The following is a 16,247-nucleotide window of genomic DNA, read 5'->3' as shown; positions in this document are numbered from 1 at the left end:
ATTCCTTTAAATTTATGTGCAATCGGATTCGGTATTGTTGGATGCTATATATCCGGTTTGTGTATTTATGTAGTTCTCGTATTCGGCTATTTCAGCGGACAGGAACTCTTTTAAAGGCAACAGGAACTTCTCATAATTTTTCCATTTATTCATTGAGCTGCTATATAATTTTTGCCGTACCTGCCACTTACTGGCGGTGTGTACGTTTCCTTCCTTCTTATAAAATTCCAGACATGCCTCTTCCCATTTCAGACCGCAATGGGAAATTATCTCCCTGCTTTTTTCTTCCTGTTTGAACAACAGCTCTTCATAGTAACTGTTATATATCCTGCCCGGCATTTGCCGTTCCCATATCTTCATAACGGAATGATAGAATTTATAATAATCGGCAATATCCTTTATCTTGTACGAATATTCAATATCTATAAATAGCTGAAAAAATATCGACAAACAAACATCTAAAGGATGACGCTTACAATGTATAAAAGTTGCATTCGGGAATAAGAACGATATGAACCCTAAATGAATAAAATTAGCCGGTAGTTTATTAACTACCTTTTTTGTGCCGTCGAAATTCTCTATCAGTTTAAAATAATTTACGGCATGGATAGCAATATCCTTTTGTTTCATATAAGGTAAGCATTCGGGGAAAGATAATTCTTCAATGCTCCCTTTAGGTTTTATGGGCGGTATCTTTTTTGCTATCAGCTCAATATAGCTTTTCTCTCCGATGCCCACAGCCTTACTATGGCATGAAATTATCTGCTCGGTAAGGGTAGTGCCTGAACGGGGCATGCCTACAATGAATATCGGTGTTTTTGAAGGGTGTCCGATAGCCCTTTTTTTGTGTAGGAATTCCTTAGTGAAAATGCTTATATAGCGTTTTGTAGTCTGTATAAGGGGAGTTATATTAAAATTAGTTTCGGTTACTTTTATCGAGTTTCCCAGCAAGTAGTACTTAAATGCCTCGTCATAATTTTTAAAGTTGTTATTTATCTCTCCAAGTGCAAAATAACCGTAAGTTCTGGCAGATGGGTGTAAGGACGAGTTTTGCAAAAGCCGCTCAAGATTCTGAATATATTTTTTATCCAATCTTTTTATGCGAGCAAGTGCTAGATATGCGTCTATACATTCATTGTTTAAGTCGATTGCCCTCAATAAATTTTTTTCGGCATCATCTAGCTTGCCCATGGTGATTAAAAGATTTCCCATCATGGTAAGGGCATCGGGTGTGTCGGGTTTGATTTTCAGGGATTCTTCAGTTAAAGAAAATGCTTTATCAATTTGGGAAGTTTTATAATAAATTTCAGAAAGCTGGTTTAAAACCAAAGGTTCTCTTTTTATTTCTAAAGCACTCAGGTAGTAATTTATAGCAATTTTGAACTTGTCAGACCTGTTTGCAACATATGCGGCATTATATATAAAAGAATAGTTATCAGGTTCTTTCTCTAGGGCTTTCTCAAAACATTTTAAGGAGTATTTATATTTTTCATGCTCTAAAAAGAATAGACCAAGGATAGCTATATCATTAGCAGGTATATTGCTTAAATCTCCTAATAACGAACGTTTTGCCTGTTCTACCGATTGTGCAGCTTGTCCGCCATTATTCAATATTATGGCAAGGTTTTGGTTGGCATGAAAATTATAAGGCTCAACTTGAAGGATATTTTTGTATATTTGGGTCGAATTAACTGTACTTCCCTTGTTGAAATTTTCTTTTGCTTCAAGCAACATGTCATTTATCTGATAGGACTTTTTTTCTAAGGTCATTATTTGTATATATTAATTAATGCAATTTTCACTATTAAAATAAGGAAGTATGATTATGATGTCAAATATACGGATAATAAATACATAATTACTAATAAAATATAGTTTTTGAAGAATTAGATATCATGGAACAAAAATGTAAGTTTTATATTAAGGCGGAGAATTTTTTTAATAAGGGTAAATATGAAAACGCCATAAGATGCTGTCAAAAATCCCTTGAGGTCAATCCCGATAACCATATGGCGTACTGCATATTAGGACTTATCGCAAAACAAAAGGGGATAATAGGGGACGCATTCGCCTATTTTAAAAAGTCTCTGGAAATAAAACCGGAATATATTGACGGTATAAATAATCTGGGTGCTATCTATAACGATAATAATATGAAAGAAGAAGCACAAGATTGCTTTAAAAAGGCTATAGAGCTATACCCGAATTATCCTGAAGCAAATTATAATCTTGCGAATGTTCTGGCAAGTAACGGAAATATTCAACAATCGGTCGGATATTATAAGAAGGCTATAGAGCTTAGACCCGATTATTATGACTCACTTGTGAACATTGCAAATATACTATTTGAGCAAGGCAATCTAAATGAGGCTGAAAACTATTATAAACGTGCTACGGATTGTAAATGCGATAAGAGCAAGGACGTAGCTGTTTTAAATTACGGATATGTTTTATTATATAAGTGGGGAGTTAGTCGTTGGAGGGAGTTTATATCTGCTAATATTTCCGGCTTTAAAAAAGATTCTATTTATGAAGCCGAGGCAAGGCTTTGTATAGAAGTTGCTAATTGGGTGCTGGGTGATGTTCCGGTCAATATTGATAGCGTAAAAAGAACATATACGATTTCAAACAAAAACCCTCATTACTTAAACAACCGCGATATTCGTGCATATTGCAATATGCTGAAAAATCTTGACGCATTTTATAAGGAACATCAATGGAAAGACGGCAATGCCGAAAATATATTATATTTAGTAGGAGATAGCCATACATTAACATGTTCCAATAAAGTTATTAATATAAATAACGCAGGTTATAAATGTAAAACCGAGCTTATAAGGGGCTGTAAAATATGGCATCTTATAAATGACAAAGATAATAAGATGAAGGTGGCGTATAAAAGGATAATGAACTCAATTCCTTCCGCCTCTAACATAGTCATGAGCTTCGGTGAGATAGATTGCCGTACCAACGAAGGAGTGTATTATCGTTATCTAAAATACGGTAATGATCTGCACGAAGAAACCGACAAGTTGTTAGATGCTTATTTTTTAAAAGTGATAGTGCCTCTAAAGGGAATGAACCATAATATTTATATATGGGGTATCCCCGCACCACATGAAGAGCTTGTAATTTCTGAGCTTCACCATAGCCGAAGGGAAGAATATGTTGCTTTTATAAATTACTTTAATGAAAAGCTACGAATTTCGGCTAATGAAGCGGAAGTTCGATATGTGGATAACTACTCTATAACTAACAATAAAAACGGCATGTCAAATTATGACACCCATATCGATTTTGCCCATCTAAAGCCTGAAATTTACAGTAAGGCTATCATAAAATCCGGTTGCAATAATGCCACACAAAGTTTCGGAATTTACAACAATTGCAATTTGTAGTTTTAATATCTCTATTTACAATATAAGCATATAGGCTAGTTGTTTTTTCAACTGAACGTTTTTCATGCTTGTTTTTAAAATTTGTATGAAAACGTTAATAATTTTTATAAAAATTGTTAATAACTATAAAAAGGTATTATAAGATGATTACAAAATCTTTGAGAAAGAACCTGATGACGACGGCATCTGCCGTTACATTGGGAGCATTGGCGATGAGCCCTGCAAATGCTGCAAACTTAGGCACTGCGGCTAGTACCGTTACAAGTGAGGTGTTGACTTCCAACATCACTCTTACCGGTGCTAACTCTAACGCTGCCGGCACTACAAGCGGTGCTATATTATTAAACGCTAGTTCGAACGGGTTTACGTTAACTACCGGTGCTAACACTATTTCAGGTGTTGGTGGTGGCGGTAACGCCGATACCATTAAAGTGGGTGCTGATACTACTGCGAACATAGTTGTGTCTGCAGGCGGTAAGATTACAGCTACCGGTGCTAACGCAACTGCTGCAATTGAAGTTGCCAATAACTTAGGCGATATTACCGTTGCTACAACCGGTACTATTGAAACTACTGCGAATGACGGTAACGTTATTGAAATAACTACAGGTAAAGTTCTTGATTTGATAGACAACACCGGTCTTATTTCTGCAAACGGTTCGGGTGAGGCTATCAAGTCACTTGGTAACGGCGGTAACATCACTACATTGACAAACAATGCAGGTGGTAAAATCACTACTACTACCGGTTCTGCAATCATGTTCGTAGGTACTGCTTCTTCAACTATTACCAACGCCGGTACTATTGAAGCTTCTGGTGCGGGTGTTACTATTAGTATCGCAGCTGCCCTAACAGGTTCCATCACTAACTCCGGAACTATCTCGTCAGTAGGTGGTGCTCAAACTATCTTGGCAACAGGTGCCGTATCAGGCGGTATAACTAACACCGGAACTATTTCAAATACCGGTGCGGGTCTGACTGTAAGCCTTATAGCTGATACTGCACTTACAAACGATACCGGTGGTACAATCTCTAACGCAGGCGGTACTGCTGCCGTTCATACGGGTGGTGCAATCGCTCTTATGACGAACAAGGGTACTATCAGTGAAACTACCGGTGCCGGTCTTCAGGTTAATACCGGTGCTTTAACTAAGTTAGACAACACAGGTACTATACAGGCTACTACAGGTATCGCTATTGATGCCAATGCTGCAATCACTACCTTAAACAACACGGGTGGTTTGATAAAAGCAACTGCGGGTACCGGTATTGACAACACGGGTGGTGCTATTACTACTTTAACTAACACAGGTACAATTCAAGATACGACTACCGGTAAAGGTATATTAGCTGCTGCAGCAATCACTACTTTGAACAACACCGGCGGTACTATCTCATCTGCTACCGGAAGTGCGATTCAAAACACTGCGGCTATCACTACCTTAACTAACACAGGTACGATAACTTCAGGTGCTCTTACTTTTGATATTGATGCGGCTGTTACTAACCTGAACAACACTACGGGTACTATCAGTTCAACCAGTTCGACTACTTCAGCTATTGATGTAGCTACCGGTTTAACTATGGATATAGACAATGATAGCTCAATCACTTCTCAAGGTACTGCGGCTACAATTAACTTTGCCGGCACTACAACCGGTGGAATTAATAACTCCGGTACTATCCAAAACAGTTCAACCGGTGCGGCAATTAATGTTGTTACCGATTTAAGTACTGCAACCGGTATCATTACTAACTCAGGTTTAGTACAATCTGTCGGTAATGCTATAGTTGTTGCCGATATGGACGGAACTATAACTAACTCAGGTACGATTAAGTCAACCGGTGCTGCTACTTCAGCTATCAGTATGACTACATTTACCGGAGCTAACCTAACTAGTGATAACTACATCAATAACTCCGGTTTAATTACTGCGGCAGGTACTGCGGCAACGGTTATCTTGGGTGATGCTGCAACTGGTGCCGGTGATGGTATTACTAACTCGGGTACTATATCCAATACCGGAACAGGTGGTGTTATTACTTTGGCATCGTCAAATGATGGTGACGAAACTATCACCATTACAAATACCGGTAATATCACTGCAGCATCTGCTACTAATTCAGCTATTTTGGGTAGTACCGGTGTTGATACGTTAAACTGGCATGGCGGTTCTATAACAGGTACTATCGACCTTGACGGTGATAACGGTGACGTTATCAATGTGGGTGATAGCTCGACTGATTCGATAACTACCGGTGGTGAAGTAAGCACTGATATAGTAAATGTTGATAACGGTACGTTCAGCGTTGGTCATAAGTTCAACATGGAAGGTACTGGTAAAGACTTTATCATCGACCAAGGTGCTACTACAGTTGTAACTGCTGCGGTTGCTATCGATGATGCCGGTGGTGCTACTGTTGACTTTGACAATAACGGTACTTTGAAAGTTAACAGTGATGTGACTTTCACTATCGACGGTACTTATGATCAGTCTGCAAGTGCTGCTCTACAAGTCGGTATCACTTCGGGAACTGCCGATGATAGTGACAAAGTGGTATCAACCGGTGCTGCTACTTTCGTAAATGGTGCCGATATTTCTGCCATAGTAAATACTACTAACTATGTTGCAACAGGTACTACTTATGACATCTTTGAAGATAATTCAGGTGGTGCTATAACTGCAACTGCTGCTAATCTTGATGTTACTGATGATTCGTACATACTAAGCTTTGCTGCGTCTTTGACTACTACTGATGTTGCAAATGATACGTTGACTCTAACTGCAACTCGTGCGAACACATATAACTCTGCAAGCTCATTAGCAAATGAGTCTGCGGTAGGTGCTGCACTTGAAGCTATCGGTGTTACAACTGATGCAGGTATCCTTGCGATTCAGGCCGAGTTGGATAACTTCACGACAGCTGCTCAGATTGAGTCTTCTCTAGCTACGTTGAATCCTGAAATGTCAGGTGCTATCAACGCTGCTGCTACGGCTGCTGCTGAAGCGGGATTCGGTGTTGTAGGTAACCGTTTAGACCAGTTGGCAGGTATTTCAGGTACCGGTGTTGCAGCTGGTGGTATGTCTTACAATCATGGTGTTTGGGGTGAAGTATTCGGTACTGCCGCAGACCAAAATGATCGTGATGGCGTAAAAGGTTATCAAGCTGATACTCTTGGTTTCGGAATCGGTGCGGATACTGCTCTTAGCGAAGAAACTAAAGTGGGTGCAAGCTTTGCTTACGCCTCAACTGAAGCTGATTCGGCTAACGGTGATACCGATATTGATTCATACCAGTTAAGCTTATACGGTACTCATGACTATGGTAAGTGGTTTACCGACGGCTTGTTAGGTTTTACTATGAACAAGTTTGATACTACACGTAACATAGTTGTAGGTACGATCTCTAACCAAGCTAAAGGCGACTTTGACGGTCAGCAATATACTGCTAAAATCGGTGCCGGTTATAAAATGGACGTTGAGGGTGGCTTAAATGTTACTCCTGTAGCTTCATTAAAATATAACTACTTGGCACTTGATAGCTACACTGAGACCGGTAGTGCGCAAGCTCTTACTGTTGATAACGAAGATCTTCACAGCTTGAAAACTGATATAGGTGTTAAATTGAACTATCCGATCGTTGACGGTTCAATGACTTACATACCTGAAATCAGCACTAGCTGGACTTATGATCTAATCGGTGATGAGCAGGAAGCTAAGAACAACTTCGTTGGAGTTGCTGCAACTCAGTTCACCACTAAAGGTGCTGACGTTGCTCAACATCAGTTCAACGTTGGTTTGGGCTTAGATGTTCTAGCTCAGGACAATGTAACTGTTTCTTTCGACTATGACTGGGCAAGCAAAGAGGATTACAATTCTCACAGCGGTGCTGTAAAAGCTCGTTTTGCTTTCTAATCATAAGTTAGAAATCTGACAAATTAGGCTCCCATGCTAAGGTATGGGAGCCTTTTTTTATTATCAATACCATAAAATGAGTTGTTATCGGTTGACTTTAGGTTGCCGAGGGCTTATCAATTTTGGGCTATCAATAATAAAAATATAAAACGTTTAAGAGGTATAAATGGCGGCTGAAAAAATACAGAATGATTATGATATAGTTCCTTATATAAGTTATCCTTACTCAAATACTCATCCTGAACATCTTTATACGGTCGCAAGATTTTTTGACGCAGATGTTGTAAATCCGAAAAAAGCCAGAGTTTTAGAGCTGGGCTGTGCAAGTGGCGGTAACATAATACCGATGGCAATAAAATTTCCCGATAGTGAGTTTGTAGGTGTAGATTATTCTTCCGTACAAATAGCCGAGGCAAATAAACATAAAGAAAATATGGGACTAAAAAATCTTGAATTTAAAGGGATTTCTATTGCCGATATAGATAAAAAGCTAGGTAAATTCGATTATATAATAGTACATGGTATCTTATCATGGGTTCCTAAAGATATTCAGGACAAGATATTTGAGATTTGCAATGAGAATCTAAGTGACAAAGGAGTTGCTTATATAAGTTATAATACGCTGCCCGGCTGGGGTGTGGTCAGAAGCATAAGGGAGATGATGCTATACCATACGGGTAATTTTCCTAATCCTGCTGATAAAATCAGGGAAGCGAGAATGCTGCTTAATTTTATAAAACACGGAAACGGCACAAACACCGATACAGCGTATACTAAATTTATCCAAAATGAAATAGACACACTTAGTAATTGCTCCGACTCTTATCTTATACACGACCATCTGGAAGAAAATAATGAGCCTTTTTATTTTCATGAATTTATGAAAAAAGCAAATGAGAACAATCTGCAATATCTGGGTGATGCCTCCGTTGCTACTATGTTTATAGGTAATTTTCCTAAAGAGACGGCTGAAGTTCTCAAAAAAGTCGGTAATGACATAGTAAGAGCTGAACAATATATGGACTTTATACGGAACAGACGTTTCCGCTCTACTCTATTATGCAAAAAAGGTGCAAAGATAAACAGAACTATAAATAGCTCTAAACTAAAAGAGTTTTATGTAAGTTCTGATATAGTGCCGGACTTTGATGTAAAAGATGCCGATCCTTTTGCGAATAAACCGTTTCCTTTTAAAAAGTCCCGTGGGGGTAATGAGTTTCAGGTAAATGATAAATATTTATTAACCGCATTATTATATATTATTGAAGAAAAAAAGGCGGTATCTGTAAAAAATGTAATTGAGGAAGTGAAAAAAAGGCTAGGTAGCCATATCAAAAAGGATGATTTTGAAGAGCCGTTATTAAATAAAATGTTAATACTTATTTTCTCAAATAATCTGGATATATCGTCACAGCCTCCTGCGTATGTTACATCTGTTTCAGAAAAACCTAAGACATCTGAGCTTGCAAGATATCAGGCAACATATACCGACTGGATTACGAATCAGCTTGCTAACAAGGTTAGTATAGACCTTTTTGGAAGGGTGCTAATTCAATATGTAAATGGTGAAAATGATTTTAAAGCTATCGTAGAAAGCCTGAAAAAACATGTTTTGAAAGGAGAGTTGGTAGTAAATAATAATAACCAAAAAATAACAGACGAAAAACAGATAGAAGACGAGCTTAGAAAGCTTACCGAGCAGGCTCTTAAAAAAATGGCTTTATCATGTACGCTGATTGCTTAAGATGAGGCTATATAAAATTTTATTTATATTATTTTTTATATCATCATGCACATACAACCCCGTACCTAAAAGGCTTGCGGTAGCAGACGGTATAGCTTTGAAAAATATGATGCAAAGGTCATTGGTGGAAACCGATGGCTTTTCCATTACGTCGTACCAAAGGATTACAAATCCTGCAAAACCGGCGAACATATATATCGAAGGCGACGGCTTTGCTTGGGCTGCACCCGGAAGGTTATCGGTTAACCCGACGCCGAAAAATCCCGTTGCACTAAAACTTGCATCTTTAGATAAGTCCGAGAACGTGATATATCTGGCAAGACCATGCCAGTATTTTGACTTGAAATCAGACCGATTGTGCGATGCAAAATTCTGGAACGGAAGTAAGTATTCAAAGCTCGTTGTCGATTCTTTGGGGCAGGCTGTTGATAATATCAAGGCTGATACTAAAGTAGACAAAATTAATCTTATAGGATTTTCAGGCGGCGGTGCGATAGCTGCAATATTAGCCGCTACCCGTGATGATGTTGTTTCGCTTAGAAGCGTTGCCGGAAATCTTGATCATGTCGCTTTCAACAACTACCATAAAGTAGATCGGCTTAATGACTCGTTAAATGCCGCCGATTTTGTCGATGGTTTAAAGGGGATACCGCAAATGTATTTGTCGGGTATAGATGATACGGTTGTGCCGCCTTTTATTGCAGAGAATTTTGCTAAAAAGGCAGATAGTACAAAAGGATGCGTTGAACTTGTCAATTTGCCCGATGTTACCCATCATAATGGGTGGGAACGGCATTGGAATGAAATAATTAATAAGTCTTTAAAATGCCAGTATAAAAATAATTAGTAGATTTTATTTTACTTGCCATGTTTTTAATATTGTCCTATATCTTTAGCTTAAAGTTTTATGTAAAAATCAGGAGTCAAAAATGAGAAGGTCAAAAAAGAACTCTTCAAAAAATTTATTTTTTACGGTAGCAGCAGGAGTCACGGTTATTGTTGCCGCTGTTTATTTTGTGCTTAACGGCGGCAGGATTGACAATTCGCCGATACGTTCCGCAAAGAAAGCCGACGATGTTGTGGTTGCCGAGGTCAACGGTAAGCCCGTATATAGTTCTGAAGCGGAAAAACAATTCTCGAACATGGTTCAGGGTGCTAAGGGTGCAAGCTTTGCTCAACTTGACGAGGAAACAAAATTCCTTGTTATAAGAGAACTTGCTGCACAAAGAATGATATTGGAAGATGCGTATAAAAAAGGTATGGCCGATAAAGAGAATGTCAGGGAAAGAGTTGACGCATTCAAGGAAAATGTAATCAAAGAAGAATTCCTTGCACAAATGGCGAAAGATCAGGTAACGGACGAAACTATAAAGCAGCGTTATGAAAAAGAAAAAGCCGCTTTAGAAGGTAAAAGCCAGTATAAAGTTAAGCACATACTTGTAAAAACAGAGTCCGAGGCAAAAAAAGTTATAAGTCTTCTTAAGACAAAATCTTTTGAGCAAGTTGCTAAAGATAAGTCAATTGACGATAAAACCGCTCTTATAGGCGGTGACTTAGGATACCTTATTGAAGGTAATATGATACCTGAGCTTGAGAGTTCTTTAAATTCTACCGAGGTAGGTGGAGTTTCCGAGCCTGTTAAAACGCAGTTCGGCTGGCATGTGGTAAAATTGGAGTCAAAAGAAGCGGCAGAACCTGCACCTTATGATCAGGTTAAGAACTTCCTTGCTCGTACCTTATATCAGGAAGCTATACAAAATTATGTAAAAAGTGCCGTAGAAAAGGCTGATATTGAAATTATCGCCTCTGCAAGCAAAGAGCCGGAGCCTGAAATTCAGAATGAGTCCGAAGAGCCGGCTGCTTTAGAAGGCGATGCCCAAGAAGGAAAAACACCTGATGCCGAAATGGGTGGTGAAACAACAGAAAATAACGGCTAGTAAGTTGTTTACTTAAATTTTTAAGAACCCTTAAAGATTATCTTTAAGGGTTCTTTTTTACATGGAGCATTTTATGAAAAAATTATTGATATTTTTTTTAATTGTTATACCGCTTAATGCGATAGCCGATTCCGATGGTGCGTTCTGTGTGGGTAATGGCTATGTTGCACTAGAGACAAGGGGGCTGTATATCTATGATTCAAACTTTATGTCTAAAGATGTTAAGGGAACAAAATTATATACTGATGCTAAAACTAGCGATGACAGGGACGGAGTATACATAATACCGGTTGGTAACGGATTGTTATCAAGCAGGATATTCGTGCCGGCCGATTTTGAACAAGACGGGAATCGTCGGATATCTTGTGAGGATAATAGGGTAATATTGTCTGACGGCTTTGAAGGAAATATAATAAATATTTCATTTGAAGAAAAAATGGAGGCTGTAAAGGCAAAAATAGAAAAAACAACTAAATTTAGTGACTTGCAACTTCCGTTCATTCGCAAATCCGAAGCGATAAAAATACCATATTCCGCAGAAGATGTTGTAATGCAAGTTCCATCATCGAATACGGAAGATGACTTCTTTCTCATACTGGACTATTTGGAACAACCGCATTCATCAGGTTATATTTTGCATCATTATGCAGCAAGGGTTGTGCAGACCGGTAAAATGGGTCATTTTGTTAGGTCTACACATCTTGCAGACGGTATAAGGGTGGAAGCGGTTGATCCGTATTGATAGGGATTAAAAATGCCTAAAATAAGAATCTACATAGATAATAAACTTGAGCAAAACGGATTTGTGGAACTTGCAAAAGAGCAGGCACATTATCTGTGTAATGTGATGCGGCAAAAACAAGGTGATGAAATATCTGTTTTCAACGCAAAAGACGGCGAATGGCAAGCGGCAATAACTGCAATATCTAAAAAGAGCTGTTCTTTGCAGGCTTTAAAACAGGTAAGAAAGCAAAAGGACGAGCCTGATATCCGGCTGTACTTTGCTCCTGTGAAAAATGCACCGATAAATAATCTGGTGCAAAAAGCTACCGAGCTTGGAGCGTCAAGGCTGATACCCGTACAGACCCAAAGAACGGTAGTCTCAAGGGTCAATACCGATAGGTTGAGGCTGATAGCTATAGAAGCCGCCGAGCAATCAGGAAGGCTTACGGTTCCACAAATCGATGAGCCTGTAAAACTCGATAGGCTGCTCGACCGGTGGGAGCAGGACAGGGGATTGATATTATGCGATGAGTCGGGAGCCGGAAAACCTTTCGCAAAAGCACTAAAAGACGCAAAATTTAACAAATATGCGATAATTATAGGCCCTGAAGGCGGATTTTCGCAATCAGAATTTGAAATAATGAAAAATAAGCCTTATGTTGTAGCTGTCGGTATGGGACCTAGGATATTAAGGGCTGATACCGCAGCGATAGTCGCACTGGCTAGTTTTATGAATATTTTAGGAGATTGGGATGAACAACCCAACTTTGTTGAATAGGGTAGAAAAACCTATACCCGATATAAGAAAAATAATTAAAGATATAATAGTCGGAAGGGAAGATGAGGTCGATAAATGGTTCGAGGATATCTCTGAAAAAACACCTCCGTTTTTCTATAATTCGGTAGATTTGAGAAATTCCGGTTTTAAACTCGCCCCTGTCGATACGAACCTGTTTCCTGCCGGATTCAATAACCTGAATGAAACGGAGCGTAAAAAAGCAGAAAAAACCACTAAGGAGTTTTTTGCAAGATACCACCCGAACGTAAAAAAAATACTGATAGTAGCCGAAGACCATACTCGTAACGTATATTATCTGGAAAATATTGCCTACCTGACTTCTATAATCAAAGGAGCGGGGCTACAGGTGTGTACCACTAATCTTGCTACTAGCGAATCGGGGGAAGATGTTACCCTAAAATCCGCCTCAGATATGGACGTTATCTTTAAACCTGCCATACGTGACGGCAACCGTGTTAAAACAAAATGCGGCTTTGACCCTGACTTTATTCTGGTAAATAATGACCTGACAGACGGTGCGCCCGAACTTCTAAAAGATGTGGAACAGATAGTATCGCCTCCGGTGGGCTTTGGCTGGTATAGAAGGCGTAAGACATCGCATTTTGAAACATATAATAATATGGCAAGGGATTTTAGTAATAAATTTAATATAGACCCTTGGCTTATAACAACTTATTTTCAAAGATGCGGCGTAGTTGATTTTAAAGAAAGAAAGGGTATTGAGTGTGTAGCCTTGAGGGTTGATAAAACTATAGATAAAATTAAAGCCAAATATGATGAATACGGCATAAAAGAAGAGCCTTATGTGTTTATAAAGTCCGACAGGGGGACTTATGGCATGGGAATAATGACGGCAAGCTCAGGCGATGAAGTTTTCGAAATGAGTAAGAAAATACGCAATAAGATGAACACCATCAAAGGCGGCATACAAAATACCGAGGTTATAATACAAGAGGGCGTACCGACAATAGATGAGGTTGAAGGGCATCCTGCCGAACCGATGATATATATGATAGGTGCAAAACCCGCAGGCTGCATTTACCGCCTTAATACACAGAAAGACTCATACGGTAATTTAAACGCCAAAGGAATGGGGTTTGCAAGCATCTCAAGCCATACTAACGATAAACAGGTTTGTGATTCCTTGGGGCTTATATCAAGAATAGCATCACATGCTGCCGCATGGGAATGCTATGAGGAAATTTATAGTATTTAATCTTTTTCGGCTTGTTAAGCTTGTATTTTTAGTTTTCAGGAACTTCTCCTTCCAATATATATTCACCAACGCAAGGTTTTAGATTATTACTAACAAGGTAGTCGCCGTTTACACCATCTAAGCAATTACCATCTTGTCCGCAAAAAGCAATAACTGTGAACCCACGAAATCGCCCCTTATTTGCAAATCCATCATCAATTTTTTTGTCAATAGCTTGCATTACTTTTGGACTAGATACTCCTAAGACATCATTATAACCACCTCCGCCTCCAGGCACACCTACATTCATATACAAAGCTGCTTTTCTAATTGCATGGGCAGTAGAATTATTAAGCTGAGAACAAGTTAAAAAAGCACCACTCCCAGTTAATACTTGATAACCGGCTGCAACCATACCTTTAGTATCATCAATTTTTAGTTTTGGATAACCGCCACCAAGAACAAATGTATTATTATAACTTTCATTAATTAAAGTAGCTTCGGATAAATGTTGAAAAAACTTTAAATTTTCATATGAGTTGTCATATCCATATTCAGGTTCATTTAACATATTATTACCATTCCCTCCCTGTACACCCGACCAATATTGTGAAGCTTTATTAAAATCGCCGGGAATAGCATTAAACTGTAGTTTAAAAGTATTATAAGCTATTTCATATTTTTTAAGGTCAGATACTTGTGATAAAATTCGAGAATGCTGAACCAAATCCTGCCCCCCAACAATGCCAGCAACAATTAGCCCTATAATCACAATAACCATGGATAATTCAATAAGCGTAAAACCATTCTCGGTTTTTACGCCATATTTCCGTTCTTTAGCCGTTCTTGTTATATTCATACTGTACACGTATTTTTGTAGGATAGATATCCCTATAAATAGTTAACTATTATTGCAAATTAATATTAATATTTAGTTAATATTAATAGCATGAATTCTTGTTAATTTATATAGCTGCCCTTCTCATGTAATAATTTTTTATAGTATTTAATCTTTTTTTAATTTTTCTCATGTATGATTATTAATGAGAGGCTAAGTAGGTTTTGTAGGCATTGTTAACCTGTTAATTCAACAATGACGCAAGCAATTTTACATGAAGTTTTGCCTTCCTTTAAAATAGCCCTTAGGAGAGTTTAAGTGGATTCAATAATTGCAAAAGAAAACAAATATACCGCAAAAAACTACCACCCTTTACATGTTGTTTTAAAAAGAGGGAAGGGTGTTTATGTCTGGGATACCGAAGGCAAGCGTTATATAGATATGATGAGTGCCTATTCGGCTGTAAGCCACGGGCATGGTCACCCTAGGCTATTAGCTGCACTTGAGCATCAGGCAAAGAGCCTGTGCATAGTTTCAAGGGCGTTCCACTCGGATAAATTAGCTCCTTTTCTTGAAAAATTATGCACAATATCACATATGGACATGGCATTGCCTATGAACACGGGGGCAGAAGCGGTAGAAACCGCCATAAAAGCCGCCCGTTTATGGGGATATAAAGTAAAAGGCATAGCAAAGAACAAAGCTAAGATAATTGTAGCAGACGGTAACTTTCACGGTCGTACAACCACAATAATAAGTTTTTCCTCCGATAAGGAATATAAAGAAGGCTTCGGTCCTTTAACGCCCGGTTTTATATCGGTGCCGTTCGGTGATGAAAAAGCTCTGCAAAAAGCTATTACGCCGGATGTCTGTGCATTTTTAGTAGAGCCTATGCAAGGTGAGGGGGGAATAATAATCCCGCCGAAAGGCTGGCTGCAAAAAGTACAAAAAATATGCAAAGAAAATAACGTACTTCTTATGTTAGATGAGATACAAACAGGCTTGGGACGCACGGGAAAAATGTTCGCCTTTGAACATGAGATTGACAAGCCGGACGGGCTGATATTGGGTAAGGCATTGGGAGGCGGAATTATGCCGGTTTCTATGTTCCTTGCCAAAAAAGAGGTAATGGAACAATTCAAACCCGGCTCACACGGCTCTACATTCGGAGGCAACCCGCTTGCCGCTGCTATAGGCATGGAGGCTTTAAATGTGTTGATGGAAGAAAATCTTGCAGAAAACAGCCAATTTCTTGGGCAATATATGAAGAAAAAAATAAAAAAAATAGGTAGCCCCCTAATAAAAGATGTAAGGGGCAAAGGTCTTTGGATAGGTGTGGAAATAGATAAAAAATACGCATCTGCCAGAACGGTATGTGAAGAAATGCTGAAAAAAGGCGTATTAAGCAAAGAAACGCATGAAACGGTAGTAAGGTTTGCTCCGCCACTGGTGATAACTAAAGGCGTAATTGATGAGGTAATAGGGATTTTAGATGAAACTTTGACGGAAATTGAATATAAGGGTTAATGTTGCTATACTAATCGGTGTCATCCCATGATAAAAAATTTAGTAAAACTTTTCGATATTAAAAAAGTTTCCTAACTTTTTTAAATGTGGATTCCACTATAATTTGTTTTACTAAACAAATTCGTGGAATGACAATAATAGGTAAATTAAATGCAAAGTTATTATATTT

11 protein-coding genes are annotated in these 16,247 nt (G+C 38.5%); 9 read left to right on the top strand and 2 right to left on the bottom strand.

Annotated features, from left to right (window positions below):
- Nucleotides 1–12: 12 nt before the first annotated feature.
- Entirely contained in the window at nt 13–1,770 is a 1,758-nt protein-coding gene (locus O2942_03260) for a sulfotransferase (protein ID MDA0781265.1), read from the bottom strand.
- A gap of 125 nt (nt 1,771–1,895) precedes the next feature.
- Between O2942_03260 and O2942_03255 the strand changes: the two genes are divergently transcribed.
- The 8 genes from O2942_03255 (at nt 1,896) to gshA (ending at nt 13,734) form a co-directional block, all read left to right on the top strand.
- Entirely contained in the window at nt 1,896–3,398 is a 1,503-nt protein-coding gene (locus tag O2942_03255) for a tetratricopeptide repeat protein (GenBank protein ID MDA0781264.1), read from the top strand.
- A gap of 143 nt (nt 3,399–3,541) precedes the next feature.
- Entirely contained in the window at nt 3,542–7,315 is a 3,774-nt protein-coding gene (locus O2942_03250; GenBank protein MDA0781263.1) for an autotransporter domain-containing protein, read from the top strand.
- Nucleotides 7,316–7,481: 166 nt separating this feature from the next.
- Complete coding sequence (locus tag O2942_03245) at nt 7,482–9,059, top strand: methyltransferase regulatory domain-containing protein (protein ID MDA0781262.1); 1,578 nt, start codon at nt 7,482–7,484, stop codon at nt 9,057–9,059.
- 1 nt (nt 9,060) lies between these two features.
- Entirely contained in the window at nt 9,061–9,906 is an 846-nt protein-coding gene (locus tag O2942_03240) for an alpha/beta hydrolase (protein MDA0781261.1), read from the top strand.
- An 82-nt stretch (nt 9,907–9,988) separates the two neighbouring features.
- The gene (locus O2942_03235) at nt 9,989–10,996 is read left to right on the top strand and encodes a peptidyl-prolyl cis-trans isomerase (GenBank protein ID MDA0781260.1); all 1,008 of its coding nucleotides are present in this window, start codon (nt 9,989–9,991) and stop codon (nt 10,994–10,996) included.
- A 73-nt stretch (nt 10,997–11,069) separates the two neighbouring features.
- Nucleotides 11,070–11,738 (top strand): hypothetical protein, encoded by a 669-nt coding sequence (locus tag O2942_03230; GenBank protein ID MDA0781259.1) that lies wholly within the window; start codon nt 11,070–11,072, stop codon nt 11,736–11,738.
- A 12-nt stretch (nt 11,739–11,750) separates the two neighbouring features.
- Nucleotides 11,751–12,497, top strand: a complete 747-nt coding sequence (locus O2942_03225; protein ID MDA0781258.1) for a 16S rRNA (uracil(1498)-N(3))-methyltransferase — start codon at nt 11,751–11,753, stop codon at nt 12,495–12,497.
- Complete coding sequence (gshA, locus tag O2942_03220) at nt 12,472–13,734, top strand: glutamate--cysteine ligase (GenBank protein MDA0781257.1); 1,263 nt, start codon at nt 12,472–12,474, stop codon at nt 13,732–13,734. The genes O2942_03225 and gshA overlap by 26 nt, the downstream gene beginning before the upstream one ends.
- Before the next feature lie 28 nt (nt 13,735–13,762).
- On the opposite strand, the gene O2942_03215 is transcribed toward gshA, so the two are convergent.
- Nucleotides 13,763–14,572, bottom strand: coding sequence for a prepilin-type N-terminal cleavage/methylation domain-containing protein (locus O2942_03215; GenBank protein MDA0781256.1), 810 nt, complete (start codon nt 14,570–14,572; stop codon nt 13,763–13,765).
- A 297-nt stretch (nt 14,573–14,869) separates the two neighbouring features.
- Between O2942_03215 and rocD the strand changes: the two genes are divergently transcribed.
- On the top strand, nt 14,870–16,078 hold the full coding sequence (gene rocD / locus O2942_03210; GenBank protein ID MDA0781255.1) for an ornithine--oxo-acid transaminase: 1,209 nt from the start codon (nt 14,870–14,872) through the stop codon (nt 16,076–16,078).
- Nucleotides 16,079–16,247 lie beyond the last annotated feature (169 nt).

This window comes from Pseudomonadota bacterium (assembly GCA_027620075.1).
In the GTDB taxonomy this organism is placed as follows: Bacteria; Pseudomonadota; Alphaproteobacteria; order Rickettsiales; family UBA6187; genus 1-14-0-20-39-49.
Note: the sequence above shows the minus strand (reverse complement) of the source record. Positions and strands in the feature narration are given on the sequence as shown.